Source organism: Nocardia cyriacigeorgica NBRC 100375 (assembly GCF_000308555.1).
Taxonomy (GTDB): Bacteria; Actinomycetota; Actinomycetes; order Mycobacteriales; family Mycobacteriaceae; genus Nocardia; species Nocardia cyriacigeorgica.
The window spans coordinates 1-20,081 of record NZ_BAFY01000315.1 but is presented as its reverse complement, the minus strand read 5'-3'; the positions used below and the strand labels follow the sequence as shown (position 1 = coordinate 20,081).

The 20,081-nt window shown below is 71.5% G+C and carries 2 protein-coding genes; both read left to right on the top strand.

The window, feature by feature from the left end; genetic code table 11:
• A partial coding sequence (locus tag RJ05_RS26565; protein ID WP_051016938.1) for a type I polyketide synthase occupies window positions 1-5,410 on the top strand: 5,410 nt, incomplete at its 5' end.
• Between the two features lie 68 nt (window positions 5,411-5,478).
• The coding region (locus tag RJ05_RS26560) for a type I polyketide synthase (RefSeq protein WP_051016937.1) at window positions 5,479-20,081 on the top strand (14,603 nt) is incomplete at its 3' end.

Sequence of the window (20,081 nt, the reverse complement as noted above, 5' to 3'; positions counted from 1 at the left end):
GGCCTTCTCGGCCGCGGCCGACGGCGTCGGCTGGGGCGAGGGCATCGGGGTGCTGGCGGTGGAGCGGCTCTCGGATGCGCGGCGGCTCGGTCATGAGGTGTTGGCGGTGATTCGTGGTTCGGCGGTGAATCAGGATGGTGCGTCGAATGGTTTGACCGCGCCGAATGGTCCGTCGCAGGAGCGGGTGATCCGGTCGGCGTTGGCGGCGGCGGGATTGTCGCCGGCGGATGTGGACGCGGTCGAGGCGCACGGGACCGGTACTCCGCTGGGTGATCCGATCGAGGCGCAGGCCCTCATCGCCACCTACGGCCAGAACCGGACCGATCCGGTGCACATCGGCTCGTTGAAATCGAACATCGGCCATGCGGTGGCCGCCTCCGGCGTCGGCGGTGTGATCAAGATGGTGCAGGCGTTGCGGCATGAGGTGTTGCCGCGGACGTTGCATGTGGATGCGCCGTCGGCGCATGTGGATTGGTCGGCGGGTGCGGTGCGGTTGTTGACCGAGGCGCGGGCGTGGCCGGTGGGGGAGCGGGTGCGCCGGGCGGGGGTGTCGTCGTTCGGGATCAGCGGCACCAACGCCCATGTGATCGTGGAAGAAGCACCCGCGCCGCCGCGCCCGGTCCCGGCAGGCGATGCCGCCGGGCCGGTCGTCTGGGTGGTGTCGGCGAAAACCGAAGCAGCACTGAGTGATCAGGCCGATCGGTTGCGGTCCTGGCTGCTCGATCGACCCGACGCCGATGTGTACAGCGTGGCCAGGTCGCTGGTCGAGACCCGAGCGCAGCTGGACCGGCGCGCAGCGGTAGTCGGCGATGATCGCCAACAGTTGCTCGACCGCTTGGCGGAACTGGCCGGTGGCACATCCTCGCCCGAGGTGATCACCGGTGCGGTGCATCCGGGTAAGACGGCCTTCCTCTTCACCGGCCAGGGCGCACAGCAGCCCGGTATGGGTGCGGAGCTGTACGAGCGCTTCCCGGCGTTCGCGGCCGCCTTCGACGAGGTGTGCGCGGAATTCGATGCGGTACTCGATCTTCCGGCCCAGGTCACCTCGTTGCGCGAGATCGTTTTCGGCGACGCCGGTGAGCAGTACCTCCACCGGACCGAGTACACCCAACCGGCCTTGTTCACCTACGAAGTGGCGATGCTGCGGCTGGTCGAATCCTTCGGGGTCACCCCGGATGTGCTGATCGGACATTCGATCGGCGAACTGGTCGCCGCCTACGCGGCCGGAGTCTGGTCCCTGCGCGATGTGTGCGTGCTCGTCGCCGCACGCGGGCGGTTGATGGGCGAGCTCCCGGCCACCGGCGCGATGCTGGCCGCCGCTGTGCCGGAAGCGGAGGCGCTGCGGCTGCTCACCGGCTACGGCGATCGAGCGGCGATCGCCGCGGTCAACGGCCCGGCCTCGGTGGTCTTCTCCGGCGACGCCGACGCCATCGCCGAACTGGAAGTGCTGCTGTCGGCGCACAACCACAAGACCACCCGCCTGCGGGTGAGCCACGCATTCCATTCCGCCCACATGGACCCGATGCTCGAACAGTTCCGGGCGGTCGCCCAACAGCTCACCTATCGGGAGCCGACGCTGCCGATCGTGTCCAACGTGACCGCGACGGTGGGTACGCGATTCACCGATCCGGCCTACTGGGTCGAGCAGGTGCGCGCGGCGGTCCGGTTCGCGCCGGGTATCGCCACCCTCGCCGCTACCGGGGTGCGGCGGTTCGTCGAACTCGGCCCGGATGCGGTACTCACCGCGATGACCCGCGGCTGTCTCGATGCCGAGGCGGACAGCGTTTCGGCCGCGCTGACGGCGGCATCCGCCCGCCGGGGCGGTGGGCAGGCGCGCCGGGTGCTGATGCTGCTGGCCCAACTGCACGTCAGCGGCGTGCGCGTGGAGTGGGCGGCGCTGCCCCAGTTCGCCGCCGCGCGGCGAATCGCTCTGCCCACCTATGCGTTCCGGCATCGGCGCTACTGGCTCGCGGCACCGGTCGACACCGGCGATGTGCGCGGCTCGGGACTGGACGAGGTGGATCATCCGCTATTGAGTGCGGCGGTCTGGATGCCCGACTCGGACGCGCTGGTGTGCACCGGGCAGCTGTCGTCGGCGAGCCATCCGTGGGTGACCGACCACAAGATCGGCGCTTCTATCCTGCTGCCCGGCACCGCCTTCGCCGAGCTGGCCCTGCACCTCGGCGCCATGACCGGTAGCCCACGGCTGGCCGAGCTGGTGGTGACCGCACCGCTGGCCATCCCGGCACACGGCGCGGTCGAGCTGCGGGTGCTGGCCGAGGAACCCGACGACGCGGGCAGGCGCGCGGTGTCGGTGCATTCGCGCCCGCGCCACGGCGCCACGGCCGACCGTGCCGAATGGACCCGCCACGCCACCGGGACCCTGACCTCCGCGACCCCCGCTGATACGAGCGAGTGGGCCAAGACGTGGCCCCCGGCCGGTGCGCGGCCGGTGGACATCACCGGCATGTACGAGGAGCTGGCCGCGCGCGGTTACGGACACGGCCCGCTGTTCCAGGGGCTGACCGCGTTGTGGCAACGCGACGGCGAGGTGTTCGCCGAAGTGAACCTGCCGGATTCGGAGCATTCGGCGGCCGGCGGGTTCGGCATCCACCCGGCCCTGCTGGACGCGGCGCTGCACGCCATCCGATTCACCGGCCTGACGGCCACCCCGGCCGAGGGCGAGATCTACGTCCCGTATTCGTGGGAGAACGTCGACCTGCACGCCGTCGGAGCCGGGTCGGCCCGGGTCCGGCTGACTGCCGCCGACCCGGGGGCGTCCGGAACTGACAACCAGCGGATCTCGGTCATGCTCGCCGATACCGACGGCGCACCGCTGATCGGGATCGCGGCACTGACCATGCGCCCGATCCCGGCCGACGCCCTACGCGATCCGGTGAGTGCCGGCGCGAGCCGCGTCCCGTATCAGGTGCGCTGGGTGCCGGTGTCGTCGCAGTCCCGAGGCGAACTCGATGAGCACCCGGTCGATCCGCGCGCGGCCCACCGGGCGGACGCGGAGATCTCGATCATCCGGCCCGGCCACCCGTCGAGCGACTCCGGTCTGCTCGACGCGGTACAGGCCAGGCTCGCCGAGGTGGCGGCCGGGATCATCGAGCTGCTCGAGCGGCCCGCGCCGATAGTCGTCGTCACCAGGACCGCGATCGCGCGGGAACCCGGCGATCCGGTGGATTTGGCCGGCGCCGCGGTGTGGGGGCTGGTGCGCAGCGCCCAGCACGAATATCCGGGCCGCATCGCCATCGTCGATGTGGGCGCCGCCGACGACGACCTGGCGGGAGTCGCCGCCGTGACCGCCGATCCGGAACAGAACCAACTGGTGTGGCGCGACGGGGTGGCCTACGTGCCGCGACTGCACCGGGGTGAGCCGGCGCAGGCGGCGGCCGGGCGAACCGGATCACCCGGGACGGTGCTCGTCACCGGGGCCACCGGCGGTCTCGGCGCGGTGGTGGCCAGGCATCTGGTCGCCGCGCACGGGGTGCGCAGGCTGTTGCTGGTCAGCAGGCGCGGGCCGGACGCGCCCGGCGCGGACGAATTGGTCCGGCAGCTGCGCGAACTCGGTGCCGAGGCCGAGGTGGTCGCCTGCGATGTGTCCGATCGGGCGGCCCTCGACCGGTTGCTGTCGACCGTGCCCGCCGACCACCCGCTGACCGGCGTCGTCCATACCGCCGGCATGCTGGCCGATGGCTTGCTGCGCGATCTCACCCCGGACCGGCTGGCCACGGTACTGCGGCCCAAGGCCGACGCCGCATGGCATCTGCACGAGGCCACCGCCGGGCTGGATCTGTCGATGTTCGTGCTCTATTCCTCGTTCGCGGGCACCGTCGGCGGTCCAGGACAGGCGAATTACGCGGCCGCCAACGCGTTCCTGGACGCGCTGGCCCATCATCGCCACCGCCTCGGCCTGCCTGCCACCGCGCTGGCGTGGGGTCCGTGGCGCGGAACCAGCGGGATGACGAGCACCGTCTCCGACGCCGATGTCGCTCGGCTGCGGCGCGAGGGGCTGCTCCCGTTGGACGAAGAGTTCGCGATGCCGCTGCTGGATGCCGCGGTCGCCACCGGCCTTCCGGTGCATGCCGCGGTGCGGTTCGATCCAGCGGTGCTGTCGGCGAGGACGGCCGCCGGCACGCTGCCGGCCATGCTCGGCGAGCTGGTCACGGCCCGGCCGCGGCGGGCGGCGCGGGTCCGATCGCTTGCTCAGCAGCTGAGCGCCGCACCGGCCGCCGATCGGGCGGGGGTCGTGCTCACCGCCGTCCGCGAGCATGTCGCGGCCAGCCTCGGGCACAGCTCCGGCGAATCGATCGATCCGGCGGCACCGTTCACCGAACTCGGCTTCGATTCGCTGGCCGGTGTGGAGTTCCGTAACCGGCTGGCCAAGGCCACCGGTCTTGCCCTGCCCTCGACGCTGGTCTTCGACCATCCCACCGCTGAGGCGCTGGCCGAGTACCTGAACACCCAGTTGGCCGAGGTGGCGCCGGAACCCGCCGTGGTCTCCTCGCCGGTGCTCACCGCCGATCCCGGCACCAAGGGCGCGCTCACCGAGTTGGTGCTCGCCGCCCACCGGCGCGGCGAGGTGGAGGCGGCGATTCCGATGCTGCTGGGGACAGCCGAACTCGTCGAGACCTTCGACGCGGCTCCGTACCCGGTGGAGCCGGCGCCGATACCGCTGAGCCGAGGCGCGGCCGGTCCCGTTCTCGTGTGCGTGCCGTCGTTCGTCGTCGGTACCGGCCCCCATCAATTCGGCAGGCTGGCACGGGAACTCGGGGCGGAACACACGGTCGCCGCGTTGCGCCTGCCCGGTACCCGGGCCGGTGAACCCTTGCCGCAGAGCTGGGATGTGCTGCTGGAATATCTGACGGCGGCGGTGGAAGCGATGCCTGCCGAACGGCCGGTGGTGCTGGTCGGCTACTCGGCCGGCGGCGCCATCGCGCACGCGCTGGCACACCGGCTCGAGCGGCGTGGGCGCGGGCCCGCGGCGGTGGTCCTGCTCGACACCTATTGCCCCGACGACGCGGACCAGAACCGGCAGGTCCTGGTCAGCGCCGTCACCACACTGATCGACCTCGGCGACGAGATCACCGAGATCGGCGACCACGGGCTGATCGCGATGGCGAAGTACGCCCGCCTGTTCGACCAGCGCGATCGCGCACCCATCAGCGCGCCGACCTTCGATCTGCGCGCGGCCACACCCCTGCCCGGGGTGCGGCTGGACGAACCGGTACCGGCGTGGCTGCATTCCGGCACCACGGTGACCGTCGATGCCGACCACTTCTCACTCATCGGCGCGGCGTCGGCCACGGTGGCCCACGAGATACGCCGCTGGCTCGGCGAACACCGCGCGCCCGAGCCCGGCTCCGAGCACCCGACCGCGAACGCCCATGGCGATCCGCGCTGACCGGCCCGACCCACACGAGCACGACACCGTGGCCCGTGGCATCGAATTGGCGAGATAGAGGAAGCCCCATGCTCGAACCAGCGAACGAAATCGCTATCGTCGGAATGTCGTGCCGGATGCCGGGCGCGGCCGACCTCGAGAACTATTGGCGATTGCTGCGCGAGGGCCGGGACGCCGTCGGCCCCGCACCGGCCGACCGCCCCGGCATCGAGGAGATCGCCGGATACCTCGACTCGGCCGCGGATTTCGACGCGGACTTCTTCGGCATCCCGCCCGCCGAGGCCAAGGCCATCGACCCGCAGCAGCTGCTCGGACTCGAACTCAGCTGGGAGGCACTCGAAGACGCCGGGTACCGTGACGTCGCCGGCGCGCGGGCCGGTGTCTTCCTCGGCAGTACCGGCACCGACTTCGCGGAACTGTCGGCCGCACAAGGCCGTTCCGGTGTCGGCAGGCATGCCCTGTCGGCCGTCGGTCGCGGGGTGGCGGCCAACCGCATCTCCAACCATTACGGCTTCACCGGCCCCAGCCTGGTCGTGGACAGCGGGCAGTCGTCCTCCCTCGTCGCGGTGCAGCTGGCCTGTGAATCGCTGCGCGGCGGCGAATGCGATGTGGCGCTGGCCGGTGGCCTCAATCTCATCCTCTCACCGCTGAGCGGCGAACGCATCGGGCAGTTCGGCGCGCGTTCGGCATCGGGCCGGTGCCATACGTTCGACGAGCGGGCCGACGGCATCGTGCGCGGCGAGGGCGGCGGTGTGGTGGTTCTCAAACCGCTGGCCGCCGCGCTGGCCGACGGTGACCGGATCTACGCGGTGATCCGCGGCGGATCGGTCAACAACGGCAACGAACGTCAGGTGCTGAGCGCTCCGAGCGTGCGGTCGCAGGCGGCGGTCATCCGATCCGCACTGGCCGCGGCGGGGGTCGCGGGATCGACGGTGCAGTACGTCGAATTGCACGGCACCGGTACTCCGGCGGGCGATCCGGTGGAAGCCGCCGCGCTCGGCGACACCTACGGCGCGCAACGTCCGCAAGCCGCGCCGCTGGCGGTGGGCTCGGTCAAAACGAATATCGGCCATCTGGAAGGCGCGGCGGGGATCGCCGGCCTGATCAAGACCGCGCTGTGCCTGCGATACCGGGAACTCGTGCCGAGCCTGCACTTCCGGGCCCCGAACCCGCGCATCGCCCTGGACGAGCTGCGGCTGCGGGTGGTGACCGCCGTGCAGCAGTGGCCCGACGCCGAGATCCGGCGGGCGGCGGTGTCCTCGTTCGGGATGGGCGGGACCAATGCCCACCTGATTCTGGAGGAGGCCCCACTCGCTGTGCCCGCCGCGTCCCCTGCGGTCATCGCCCCGGCGGGCTCCGCGGAGCGCCCCGAGCCCGCGGTGTTCCCGCAGGTGATGTCGTGGGCGCTGTCGGCTCGCAGCCGAGACGCACTGCGCGCGCAGGCGATGCGGCTCGGTACCTGGGTGGATGAGCATCCGGAGGCCGGCGCCGCCGACATCGCGTCCACCCTGATGCACGCTCGGACGCCCCTGGAATGGCGTGCCGCGGTGGTCGGCGCGGACCCGGCCGAACTGCGGGCGGGGCTGGCGGCGCTCGCCGCGGACGGTGGGCCTTCCGATGATGCCGCCGCCGCCGAGTCCGCCGCCGCGGTGGTCTCCGGGCGCGCGGTCCCGCGCAAGGTGGCGTTCGTCCTTCCCGGCCAGGGCAGTCAATGGCCCGCCATGGCGGGGGAATTGCTCGCTGCCGGTGGCGTTTTCGCCGCATCGATCGCGGAATGTGAAGCGGCGCTCGCGCCCTACGTCGACTGGTCGCTGACCGATGTGCTGCGCGGTGCGCCGGATGCGGTATCGCTGGACCGGGTCGACGTGGTGCAGCCGGTGCTGTTCGCCGTCATGGTCTCGCTGGCGCGGCATTGGCGGGCCAGTGGTGTGGAGCCGAGCGTGGTCGTCGGGCACTCGCAGGGAGAGGTCGCGGCGGCGGTCGTCATCGGGGCGCTGTCGGTCGAGGACGGCGCGCGGGTGATCGCGCTGCGCTCGCGTGCGGGCGCGGAAATGCTGGCGGACAAGGGCGGTATGGCGGCGGTCGGGCTGTCCGCCGCCGACGCCACTGCCCGGTTGGCGCCGTTCGGGGACCGGTTGTCGCTGGCGGCGATCAACGGGCCGACGCAGACCGTGGTCTCGGGTGAAACCGCGGCACTGGACGAATTCGTCGCGAGCTGCGCGGCCGACGGCGTCTGGGCCCGGCTCGTGCCCGCCACCTGGCCCGGTCATTCCAAGGTCACCGAGCTGATCCGGGACCGGCTGTTGCGCGAGTTGGCGCCGATCCGCCCGCGTACCAGCGATATCCCGTTCTTCTCGACGGTCGTGGCCGACTATGTCGACACCGCGCGGCTGGACGCCGAGTACTGGTACCGATCGCTGCGTGAACCGGTGCGGTTCGCGGAGTCCATCGAGACGCTCATGCGGGCCGGGATCAACGGTTTCGTGGAGACGAGCCCGCATCCGGTGGTCTCGATGGCGGTGGAGCTGACCGCTGGCGCGATCGGCCTGGCCGACCGAGTGGCGGTCGTCGGCACCCTCAAGCGCGGCCACGGTGGTCCGCGAGATTTCACGGCCGCGCTGGCCCGCGCGCACTGCGTCGGCATCGACGTGCCACCGCGCACGCTCGCGGCTCCGGCCGCCCGGCTCGACCTGCCGACTTACGCGTTCCAGCGGCGGCGCTGGTGGACCCCGGACCTCGCGGGCGCGGGCGCGGGGGACGTGAGCAGCGTCGGCCTTGTGCAGCCGGATCACCCGATCCTCGGCGCCGCGGTGCCGGTCGCGGGCCGAGACGAATGGTTGTTCACCGGCCGCCTGACCACGGCCACCCATCCCTGGCTCGGTGATCATCTTCTTCGCGGCAGGCGCGTGCTACCCGCGGCGACGCTGGTCGAGGCCGCGCTCGGGGTCGGCCTCCGGGCCGCGGCGAGCACGGTGGCCCAACTGAGCTTCGAGGCGACGCTGCCCGGATTCGCCGATGCGCTCGACATCCAGGTCGGCGTCGCAACGCCGGATGACCTCGGCCGCAGAGCCTTCGCGATCCATCTGCGCCCCGGCAGCGACGACGAAACGTCGAGCACGGATTGGGTCAGGTACGCCTCCGGCACCCTGGCACCCGCGGCACCGGAGGCCCCCGCCCCGGTGGACGCCGACTGGCCGCCCGCCGCGGCCGACCCGGTGCCGGTCGGCGAACTGTACGACCGGCTCGGCGCACGCGGCTTCGACTACGGCCCGGCCTTTCAGGGCGTCACCAGCGCATGGCAACGCGGACACGAGATCTTCGCCGAGGTGTCGCTCGACGACTCCGCCGGTGACCAGGTGAGCCGATTCGGTGCTCACCCGGCCTTGCTCGACGCCCTGCTGCACGCGGGCGTCGACGGTTTCACCGATACCGACACCGACTCGTCCTCCGGCGACACGATGCCGATGCCACTGACGGCCGAGAACATCCGGCTCTACCGGCCTGGTGCCGACACCGCACGGGTGCACCTGACCAGGCTCGACACCGACACCTTCCGGGTGCATGCGTACGCCGCCGACGGTGCGCCGATCCTGGCCATCGCCTCGCTGCGGCTGCATCGGGCCACCCCGGTCGACCCGGCCATCGCAGCGCCTGCCGTCGCCCCGGTACCGGTGCGCCGGCGTGGTTCGGTGGTGGCCGGCCCGCTGGCGCCCCGGCTGTTCGCCGCGCCCGAAGCCGACCGGGACGCGCTCGTCCTCGCGGTGGTGGCCGAGCAGGCCGCGGCCGTGCTCGGACACGATTCCGCCGCGGCCATCGATCCCGATCTGCCGTTCACCGACTTCGGCTTCGACTCGCTCAGCGGTCAGAAACTGCGCAATCGGCTCGTGCAGGCGACCGGCACCGACCTGCCGACCACGCTCGTGTTCGACCATCCGACCCCGCGTGCGGTGACCAAGCTGGTCCGAGCCCGCCTCGAAGGGGTGGACCCGGCAGGTCCGCGGGTGGCGCGGCGCACCCGCTCCGATGAGCCGATCGCGATCGTCGGCATCGGATGCCGCTTCCCGGGTGGCGTCGGTTCGGCGGAGGAGCTGTGGCAGCTGGTGGCCGGTGGTCGTGACGCCATCACCGGATTCCCGACCGACCGTGGCTGGGACCTGGAGAGCCTGTTCGATCCGGACCCGGACAAGCCGGGCACCGTGTACACCAGGGAAGGCGGATTCCTCGCCGATCCCGGCGCTTTCGACGCCGGCTTCTTCGGCATCGGCCCGCGCGAGGCGGCCGCGATGGACCCGCAGCAGCGGTTGATGCTCGAGGTGTCCTGGGAAGCGCTCGAGGACGCCGGAATCGATCCGGCCACACTGCGCGGAACCGACACCGGTGTGTTCGTCGGCGCGACCTCCTCCGGTTATGGGCGCGCGGTCACCGGCGAATACGAGGGCTTCCGGCTGACCGGAACCTCGCAGAGCGTGATCTCGGGCCGGGTGGCGTACCTGTTCGGATTCGAAGGCCCCGCTGTCACCGTGGACACCGCGTGTTCGTCCTCGCTGGCCGCGCTGCACCTGGCCTGCCAAGCGCTGCGCCGCGGCGAGGCCTCGCTCGTGCTCGCCGGTGGGGTGAGTGTCGCGGCGAGCCCGGCGCTGTTCGTCGATTTCGCCCGGCAGCGCGGACTCGCCGCCGACGGCCGCTGCAAGGCGTTCGCCGCCGCGGCCGATGGCGTCACCTGGGCCGAGGGGGTGGGCGTGCTGGTCGTCGAACGACTGTCCGACGCCCGGCGCAACGGGCATGAGGTGCTGGCCGTGGTGCGGGGCAGCGCGCTCAATCAGGATGGTGCGTCGAATGGTTTGACGGCGCCGAATGGTCCGTCGCAGGAGCGGGTGATTGCGGCGGCGTTGGCGGATGCGGGTGTGGTTGCCGCGGATGTGGATGCGGTGGAGGCGCATGGGACGGGGACTCGGTTGGGTGATCCGATCGAGGCGCGGGCGTTGATCAATGCGTATGGGCGGGATCGGTCGGTTCCGTTGTGGATCGGTTCGGTGAAGTCGAACATCGGTCACGCCGTTGCGGCGGCTGGTGTTGGTGGTGTGATCAAGATGGTGCAGGCGTTGCGCCATGAGGTGCTGCCCAAGACGTTGCACGTGGATGAGCCGAGCCCACACGTCGACTGGACCGCCGGATCTGTCGAACTGCTCACCGAGGCCCAGCCGTGGCCGCGACGCGATCGCGTTCGCCGTGCCGGGGTGTCGTCGTTCGGCATCAGCGGTACCAACGCGCACATCATCCTCGAAGAAGCACCGGCGCCGGCGCCGGCGCCGGCCGCCGAGCAAGACGAAGCGCCCATCCCCGACGGGACCGTGGCGCTGCTGGTGTCGGGCAAGACCGAACCGGCGCTGCGGGCACAGGCCGACCGGCTGCGCAGGCATCTGATCGACCACCCGGATCTGCGACCGGCGGATGTCGCCATCGCGCTGGCCGAACGGCGCGCGCGGTTCGGCCACCGCGCAGCCGTGGTCGGCGAGGATCGCGCCGCGCTGCTGGCCGGGCTGGAAGACCTTGCCGCGGGGCGCATGTCGTCCACGGTCGCGGCCGGCGAGGCGCTCAGCGGACGCACCGCGCTGCTGTTCACCGGCCAGGGCGCCCAACGCGCCGGCATGGGGGCCGAGCTGTACCGCGCGTTCCCGGCATTCGCCGCCGCGTTGGACGAGGTGTGCGCCGCGTTCGATCCGCTGCTGGGACGTTCGCTGCGCGAGGTGATGTTCACCGATTCCGGGCAGGTGCTCGACCGCACCGAATTCACCCAGCCCGCGCTGTTCGCGTTCGAGGTCGCGCTGTACCGGTTGGTCGAATCCTTCGGTGTGACAGCGGATCTGCTGATCGGGCACTCCATCGGCGAGCTGGCGGCCGCGTACGTGGCCGGAGTCTGGTCGTTGCCGGATGCCTGTGCGCTGGTCGCGGCGCGCGGACGGCTGATGGGCGCGCTGCCCGCGGGCGGTGCGATGCTCGCGGTGGCGCTGGATGAGCAGCGCGCGGCGGCCGTCGTCGCCGAATTCGGCGGGCGGCTCGACATCGCCGCGATCAACGATCGGTCGTCGACGGTGCTGTCCGGTGACGCCGACGCTATCGCCGAAGTCGAGCGACGCGCGAGCGCGGACGGAATCAAGACCAACCGCCTGCGGGTCAGCCATGCGTTCCATTCGGCACGGCTGGAACCGATGCTGGCCGAATTCGCCGCCGTCGCCGAATCGGTCACCTACCACCCGCCGCGGCAGCCCATCGTGTCCAACCTGACCGGCCTGCCGGTCGACTCGGAGATGACCGACCCCGGGTACTGGGTGCGCCAGGTCCGCGGCTGCGTGCGGTTCGCACCCGGAGTCGACACCCTGATCTCGCAGGGGGTGCGACGGTTCGTCGAGATCGGTCCGGACGCGGTGCTCACGGCCGCGACCCGACGCCGGTTGGCCGAGGACCCCGAGCTCGAGGCCGCATCCTGGGCGGGGTCGGCGGGCCGGCGTTCGGCCGATGAGGTGACCCAGCTGCTCACCTGCCTGACACAACTGGATATCGCGGGTGCCCAGGTGGCTTGGCGCGCGATGTGGGCCGGGCAGCCGCGGCGAGTTCCGCTGCCGACGTACGCGTTCCAGCAGCGCAGGTACTGGCTGAGCCCGAGCAACATGGGCGCGGCGTCGCCGGAGCATCCGATCCTCACCGGCGTAGTGCCGTTGGCAGGCACCGACGAGTGGTTGTTCACCGGGCGGTTCTCGCTGCGGACCCACCCGTGGATCGCCGACCACATGACCTACGGCGTCGTGGTCGTTCCCAGTGCCACGCTGATCGAGTTCCTGCTCGTGGCGGGTGGCCGGATCGATTGCGGGGTGGTCGACGAACTGACCTTGCAGGCGCCCATCCTGCCGTCCGAAGACGACGAGGTCGACCTGCAAGTGCTGGTCCGGGCGGCCGACGACAGCGGCCGCCGCCAGTTCGAATTCTTCTTCCGGCCCTCCGCACAGGCGGAGTGGGTGCACAACGCCACCGGATCGCTGGCCCCCGAATGGCACGGCGACGCCGAATTGCTGCGCCGGCTGCACGCCGAACCGTGGCCGCCGGCCGAGGCCGAGTCGATCGATCCGGCCTGGGTCCCGGAACAGATCGCCCGTGGCTCCGGGCTGGAATACGGGCCCGCGTTCCTCGGAGTTCGCGCCGCATGGGAACGGGAGGGCACGGTCTTCGCCGAGATCGTCCTCGACACCGAGGCGGCCACGGACTCGGAGCGTTTCGCCTTGCATCCGGCGCTGCTGGATCTGGTGATGCATTCGGGTCTGGCCCGGCTGGCCTGGCAGGACATGGATTCCGATCCCGATGCCGGGCGCCTGCTGTTCCGCTGGGGCGGCGCGCGGCTGCACCGGCCTGCGCCCCGACCAGGACACCACGGTCCGGGTGTGACCGCGCTGCGGGTCATCGCGGTGGCTACCGGAGCGGAGACGGTGTCGGTCGCGACCATCGACCCGGAGGGCAATCCGGTCGTGTCGGTGGACGCCGTCGTCATGCGGCCCTACGACGTCAACGAATTCCGTAGCGCACTCGCCGGAGACCAGGCGGTGCTCTATCGGGTCGGCTGGGAACCCGCGGCCACCGTGTCCGCCGATCGACCGGCGCCGTCGGCGGTGGTGCTCGGCGGCACCGTCATCGCCGGTATCGGCACCGGCTATGCGACTGTCGCCGACCTCGCCGCCGCCGATCACGTTCCCGAGGTAGCCGTGTGGCGGGTGGGGAACCGGTCGGTAGGCGTCACCGACGAGCCCGCCGCGGTCCGGGCCATCGTGCACGACACCCTCGCGATGGTGCGGTCCTGGCTGTCCGCCGACGCTCCCACGGCCGGCACCCTCGCGGTGGTCACCACCGGTGGCACCGGACCGGACGCGGTCCGGGTGGACCCGGCGCATGCCGCGGTCTGGGGCCTGGTCCGCAGCGCGCAATCCGAGCATCCGGACCGGTTCCTGCTCATCGACGAGGACCCGGCCGCACCCCTGGACGCCGACCGCCTCGCGGCCGTCCGGCGAACCGGAGAGCCGCAGGTCGCCGTGCGCGGCGCGGACCTGCTGGTGCCGAGGTTGATACGGGCGCCGAAAACCATTGCGGCCGACACGGTGTCTCCGTTCTCTGCTGCGACGGTGCTGATCACGGGCGGCACCGGCGGGCTCGGCGCATTGTTCGCCCGTCACCTGGTCGCCACACACGGTGTCCGCCGGCTGGTGCTCACCTCGCGGCGCGGCCCCGCGGCCGACGGGGCCGCCGAACTCGCGGCCGAGCTCCGCGCGGCGGGCGCCGAAACCGAGGTGGTGGCCTGCGATGTCGCCGACCGCGACGCGGTGCGGGAACTGCTGGCAACCATCGATCCGGCCGGTGATCGTCGCCTCGCCGTCGTGCACACCGCGGGCGTGCTCGACGACGGCACCGTCGAGGCGCTGACCGGCGAACAGCTCGATCGGGTGCTGGCGCCGAAGGTGGACGGAGCCTGCCACCTGGACGAACTCACTCGCGACCGCCAGGTCTCGGCGTTCGTGGTGTTCTCCTCGGTCGCCGGTGTCCTCGGCACCCCAGGCCAGGGCAACTATGCCGCGGCCAACGGCTATCTCGACGCCCTGGTGCGTCGTCGCCGCTCCGCTGGACTGACCGGTACCGCGCTGGCGTGGGGCCCGTGGCATCAGGGCAGCGGCATGACCGGTGGTCTGGACCGCGCGGCCCTGGCGCGCTGGGAGCGAATGGGTTTGGGCCAGTTGGCCGACGCCGACGGTGTGCGCCTGTTCGATGCGGCGCTCGGGCACGACGATCCGCAGCTCGCCCCCATCCGGTTCGATCCGAGCGTGCTGCGTCGTGAGTCCGCGAGTGCGGGGGTTCCGCCGCTGCTGCGTGGTTTCGTGCGCCCGTCCGTCCGTACCGCGGGTCGTGCGGCGGCGAGCCCCGCCGCGGGTTCACTGGCCGCCCGCCTGGCCGATGCCCCACCGCAGCGGCACGCCGAGCTGGTACTCGAGGTGGTGCTGGCCCAGGCGGCCACGGTGCTCGGACACGATTCGCCCGACGACATCCAGCCCGGAAAGCGGTTCGACGAAATCGGTTTCGACTCGCTCGGCGGCGTGGAATTCCGCAACCGCCTGGCCGAGGCCACCGGGCTGCGATTGCCCTCGACCCTGGTGTTCGATCACCCGACGGTCGAAGCGGTGGCCGAGTTGGTGCTGTCCACGATCGTCCCCGCGAAGGCGCCGGCCGCACCCACCGCCAAGCCGGTGCGGCGGGCCAGGGCGGATGAGCCGATCGCCATCGTCGGCATGAGCTGTCGCTTCCCCGGCGGGGTCGGCTCACCGGAGCAGCTGTGGGAACTGCTCGCCTCCGGCACCGACGCCACCGGCGACTTCCCCACCGACCGCGGCTGGGACCTGGCGGCCCTCATCGATCCGGACCCGGACAAGCCCGGCACGGTCTACACCGGACGTGGCGGATTCCTCTACGACGCAGCGGATTTCGACGCCGAGTTCTTCGGCATCAGTCCGCGCGAGGCGTCGGCGATGGACCCGCAGCAGCGGTTGCTGCTCGAAGCCACCTGGGAAGCCCTGGAAGACGCCGGAATCGACCCGAAGTCCTTGCGCGGCAGCGATACCGGTGTCTTCGCCGGAGCCTGTTACTCCGGCTATACCGAACGGGTCACCGGGGAGTTGGAGGGCTATCGCCTGACCGGCACCACACACAGTGTGGTGTCGGGCCGGGTGTCGTATGTCTTCGGGCTCGAGGGGCCCGCCGTCACGGTGGACACCGCGTGCTCGTCATCGCTGGTCTCGTTGCATCAGGCCTGTCGAGCGCTGCGGCAGGGCGAGTCGGCCCTTGCCCTTGCCAGCGGCGTGACGGTCGCGGCCAGCCCCTACCTCTATGTGGACTTCGCCCGCCAGCGTGGCCTGTCCCCGGACGGACGCTGCAAGTCGTTCGCCGCCTCCGCCGACGGCGTCGCCTTCTCCGAAGGCGTCGGTGTCCTGGTGCTGGAGCGGCTGTCCGATGCCCAGCGGCTCGGCCACAACATCCTCGCCCTCGTACGCGGTTCGGCGGTGAATCAGGATGGTGCGTCGAATGGTTTGACGGCGCCGAATGGTCCGTCGCAGGAGCGGGTGATTGCGGCGGCGTTGGCGGATGCGGGTGTGGTTGCCGCGGATGTGGATGCGGTGGAGGCGCATGGGACGGGGACTCGGTTGGGTGATCCGATCGAGGCGCGGGCGTTGATCAATGCGTATGGGCGGGATCGGTCGGTTCCGTTGTGGATCGGTTCGGTGAAGTCGAACATCGGTCATACCGTTGCGGCGGCTGGTGTGGGTGGTGTGATCAAGATGGTGCAGGCGTTGCGCCATGAGGTGCTGCCCAAGACGTTGCATGTGGATGAGCCCAGCCCGCACGTCGACTGGACCGCCGGCGACGTGCGCCTGCTGACCGATACGCAACCGTGGCCCGCGGGGACGCGGGTGCGCCGTGCGGGTGTGTCGTCGTTCGGTGTCAGCGGCACCAACGCGCACGTCATCCTCGAAGAAGCACCCAAGCCGGCCGCGGTGCCGGTCGAGGAACCGGACACCGGTGCGGTGCTGCCATGGGTGATCTCGGCGAGCTCGGGTGCCGGACTGCGAGCCCAGGCGGACCGCCTGCGGCAGTGGGTGCTCAGGCGGCCTGACGTCGAGATCCGTGACGTCGCCTACTCATTGGCGACGACCAGGGCCCGGTTGGAGTACCGCGGCGCCGTGGTGGGCCGCGACCGGGAGCAGTTGCTGGCCGGTCTGGCCGAGCTCGCCGCGGGCGCGCCCGGGGTGATCGAATCCGTGGCGGGCACCGGCAAGGTGGCGATGTTGTTCACCGGGCAGGGCGCCCAGCGTGCCGGAATGGGCGCCGGGCTGTATGCCGAGTTCGATGCGTTCGCGTCCGCGTTCGACCAGGTGTGCGCGCAGCTGGACCCACTGCTCGGCCGCTCGTTGCGGGAGTTGGTCTTCGAGCCGGACGACCCAGGCCTGCTCGATCGCACCGAATTCACCCAACCGGCCCTGTTCGCCTATGAAGTGGCGCTGTACCGGTTGTTCGAATCGTTCGGCGTCACACCCGATGTGCTGATCGGACATTCGATCGGCGAGCTGGCGGCGGCCCATGTGGCCGGGGTGTGGTCGTTGGCGGATGCCTGTGCTCTTGTCGCCGCCCGCGGCCGTCTGATGGGAGCGCTGCCCGAAGGCGGGGCGATGCTCGCGGTCGCCGTCGGCGAGGAACGCGCTACGGCCGTGCTCGCCGGCTTCGAAGGGCGCGTGTCCATGGCGGCGGTGAACGGACCGTCCTCGGTGGTGCTGTCCGGTGCCGCGACCGCGATCGACGAAATAGCCGAGCGTTTCGCCGCCGACGGCGCGCGGACCTCCCGGCTGCGGGTCAGCCATGCCTTCCACTCGGTCTTGATGGAGCCGATGCTCGCGGAATACCGCCGAGTCGCGCAGGCAATCACCTACCGCAGGCCCACTGTGCCCATCGTGTCGAACCTGACCGGCGCTCTGGCCGGTGACGAGCTCACCGATCCGCAGTACTGGGTCGATCAGGTGCGCGGCTGCGTGCGGTTCGCGCCGGGGATCACCACACTGGCCGAGTCCGGTGTGCGGCGGTTCCTCGAGGTCGGGCCCGATGCGGTGCTCGCCGCGATGGTCAGCGAATGCCTGGCCGAGATGCCCGCTGTCGAGGCGAAGGCGACGGTGATCGCCGCCGCGCGGCGGTCCACCGAGGAAACGGTCCAGTTCGTCACCGCGCTGGCCACCGCCGATGCCGCCGGCGTCGGAGTCGATTTCCACGCACTGTTCGGCGCGGCGCCGGCACGTCGGGTGCCGTTGCCCACCTACGCCTTCCGGCATCAGCGGTACTGGTTGCAGCCGGTGGTCGGCACCGATATCCGGCAGTCGGGCCTGGACGACGCGCGACATCCACTGCTCGGTGCGATGGTGCGGTTGCCCGACTCCGCGGATGCGGTGTTCACCGGCAGCCTGTCGCGCGATCGGCAGCCCTGGCTGGCCGACCACACCGTCGGCGGGGTGACCTTGCTGCCCGGTGCGGCCTTCGTGGAGCTGGCGCTGCACGCGGGCGGCCTGGTCGGCTGCCCGGCGCTGACCGAGCTGGTCATCGAAGCCCCGCTCGAGATCCCCGAGCGCGGCGCCGTCGAACTACGTGTGGTGACGGGCGCGGGGGAGGAGTCCGGAACCCGCACCGTCGCGATACACGCTCGCCCGCAGTCCCACCGCGACAACGGTCCCGACGACGCCGAGCAGGCCTGGGTCCGGCACGCTAAGGCGACACTCACCACCGAGACCGGCACACACACCACGGCGGTCCGGCCGGCGCCATGGCCTCCCGTCGGCGCGGTCGCGGTGCCGGTCGAGGACGCTTACCCGCGGCTGGCCGACCGTGGCTACAGCTATGGCCCGGCCTTCCAGGGCCTCACCGCCCTCTGGCGTAGCGACGACGCGGTGTGCGCCGACATCACGCTCCCTGAGACCGGGGCGTCCGCGGCCGAGTTCGGCATCCACCCGGCGCTGCTCGATGCCGCGCTCCACGCCCTGCTGGTGGGCGGGCTGGCTCCGGACGCCGAGCCCGGCGCCATCGCGGTGCCATTCTCCTGGGAGAACGTCACCCTGCACGCGACGGGGGCCACCGCGCTACGGATGCGCGCCACCCGGGCCGGGTCCGGCTCGGCCGGCGATCCGATCGCGATCACCCTCACCGATCCAGCCGGTGCCGTGATCGCCGAGGTCGGCGCGCTGACGCTACGGCCGATCGACGCCGAGGCACTCGCCACCGCGCGGCGAACCGAATCCCTCGGTTACACAATGGACTGGGTGGCGCTCCCCGGCTCCGACGCCGACCTCGGCGCGTGGTCGACGACCGAGTCCGGCGAGACCATCGTCCTCGGTGCGCGGGAGCAGACGGTGCTGCGCCTCGACACCGGCGACGCGGGCGATCTGCCCGGCCGCGTGCGGGAGACGGTTCGCGACCTGACCGGACGCGTCCAGCGATTGCTGGCCGAGGACCGGTCGATCGTCGTCGTGACCAGGCAGGCGGTCGCGGTACATGCGGGCGAGCCGGTCGACCTCGCCGGTGCGGCGGCCGTCGGGTTGCTGCGCAGCGTCCAGAGCGAATACCCGGGCCGGGTCCAGCTGGTCGACGTAGATGAGTGGCCGGTCTACCGGCACGCGGTGGAACTGGCCGCGCAGACTCCGGGCGAAACGCAGCTGGCGGTGCGCCGCGGCACCGCGCACGCGCCGCGAGTGCGCCAGGCGGTACCAGGACTGCCCGCACTGCCGAGCGCCGCCGAGTGGGCTCTCGAGCTGAACGGCAAGGGCACCCTGGCCGAGGACAACTTCGGTATCGAGGCCGCCCTCGAGCCGGCCCCGCCTCTGGCACCCGGGCAGGTCAGGGTCAGTGTGCGCGCGGTCGGGCTCAACTTCCGGGATGTGCTGGTCGCCTTGGGCACCTACCCGGATCCGGACGCGGGTATCGGCGGCGAGGGTGCCGGTGTGGTGGTCGAGGTGGCCGACGATGTCACCGAATTCGCCCCCGGCGACCGGGTTTTCGGCTTCCTCACCGGTGTGGGGTCGGTCGCGGTCACCGATCGCCGGCTGCTGGCCGTCATTCCGCCGGCCTGGTCCTTCGCGCAGGCCGCCGCGGTGCCGGTGGTCTTCGCGACCGCCTACTACGGCCTCGTCGATCTGGCGGGCGCGCGGGCCGGGCAGACCCTGCTCGTGCATGCGGCCACCGGCGGCGTCGGGATGGCGGCGGTGCAGCTCGCTCGCCACCTCGGGCTGCGCATACTCGCCACCGCGAGTGTGCCGAAATGGGATGTGCTGCGCGGAATGGGATTCACCGATTCGGAGATCGCCGACTCGCGCACCCTGGAATTCGAGCGGAGGTTCCTGGACGCGACCGAGGGCCGTGGCGTCGATATCGTGCTCGATTCGCTCGCGGGCGAATTCGTCGACGCCTCATTGCGGCTACTGCCGCGCGGCGGCCGGTTCATCGAGATGGGCATGATCGACCGCCGCGATCCGGCGCGAGTCGCCGACGCCCATCCCGGCGTCCACTACCACGGCTTCATGCTGATGGATGTCTCGCCCGACCGGCTGCACGAGATCCTGTCGGCGCTCGTGGAGCTCTTCGAGGCGGGCACGCTGCGTCCGATTCCGACCACGGCATGGGATCTGCGGCGGGCGCCGGAGGCCTTCCGTTATCTTGGCCAGGCCAGGCATATCGGCAAAAACGTGCTCACCGTCCCGGCTCCGCTGCGGGCCGACGGCACCGTGCTGATCACCGGCGGCACCGGCGGCCTCGGCGCGATCCTCGCGCGGCACCTGATCACCGCGCACGGCGTACGGCGATTGGTGCTGGCGAGCCGACGCGGCGAAGCCGCTCCCGGCGCGACCGAGCTGCGCGAGGAGCTGAGCGCACTCGGCGCCGAGGTGGCGGTAATCGCCTGTGACACCGCCGACCGAGCCGCGGTGGACGCGATGCTGGCGAACATCCCGCCGCAGCACCCGCTGACCGGTGTCGTCCACACCGCGGGCGTGCTGGCCGACGGCTTGTTCGCCGCAATGAACGCCGAGCAACTCGACCGCGTACTCCGGCCGAAGGT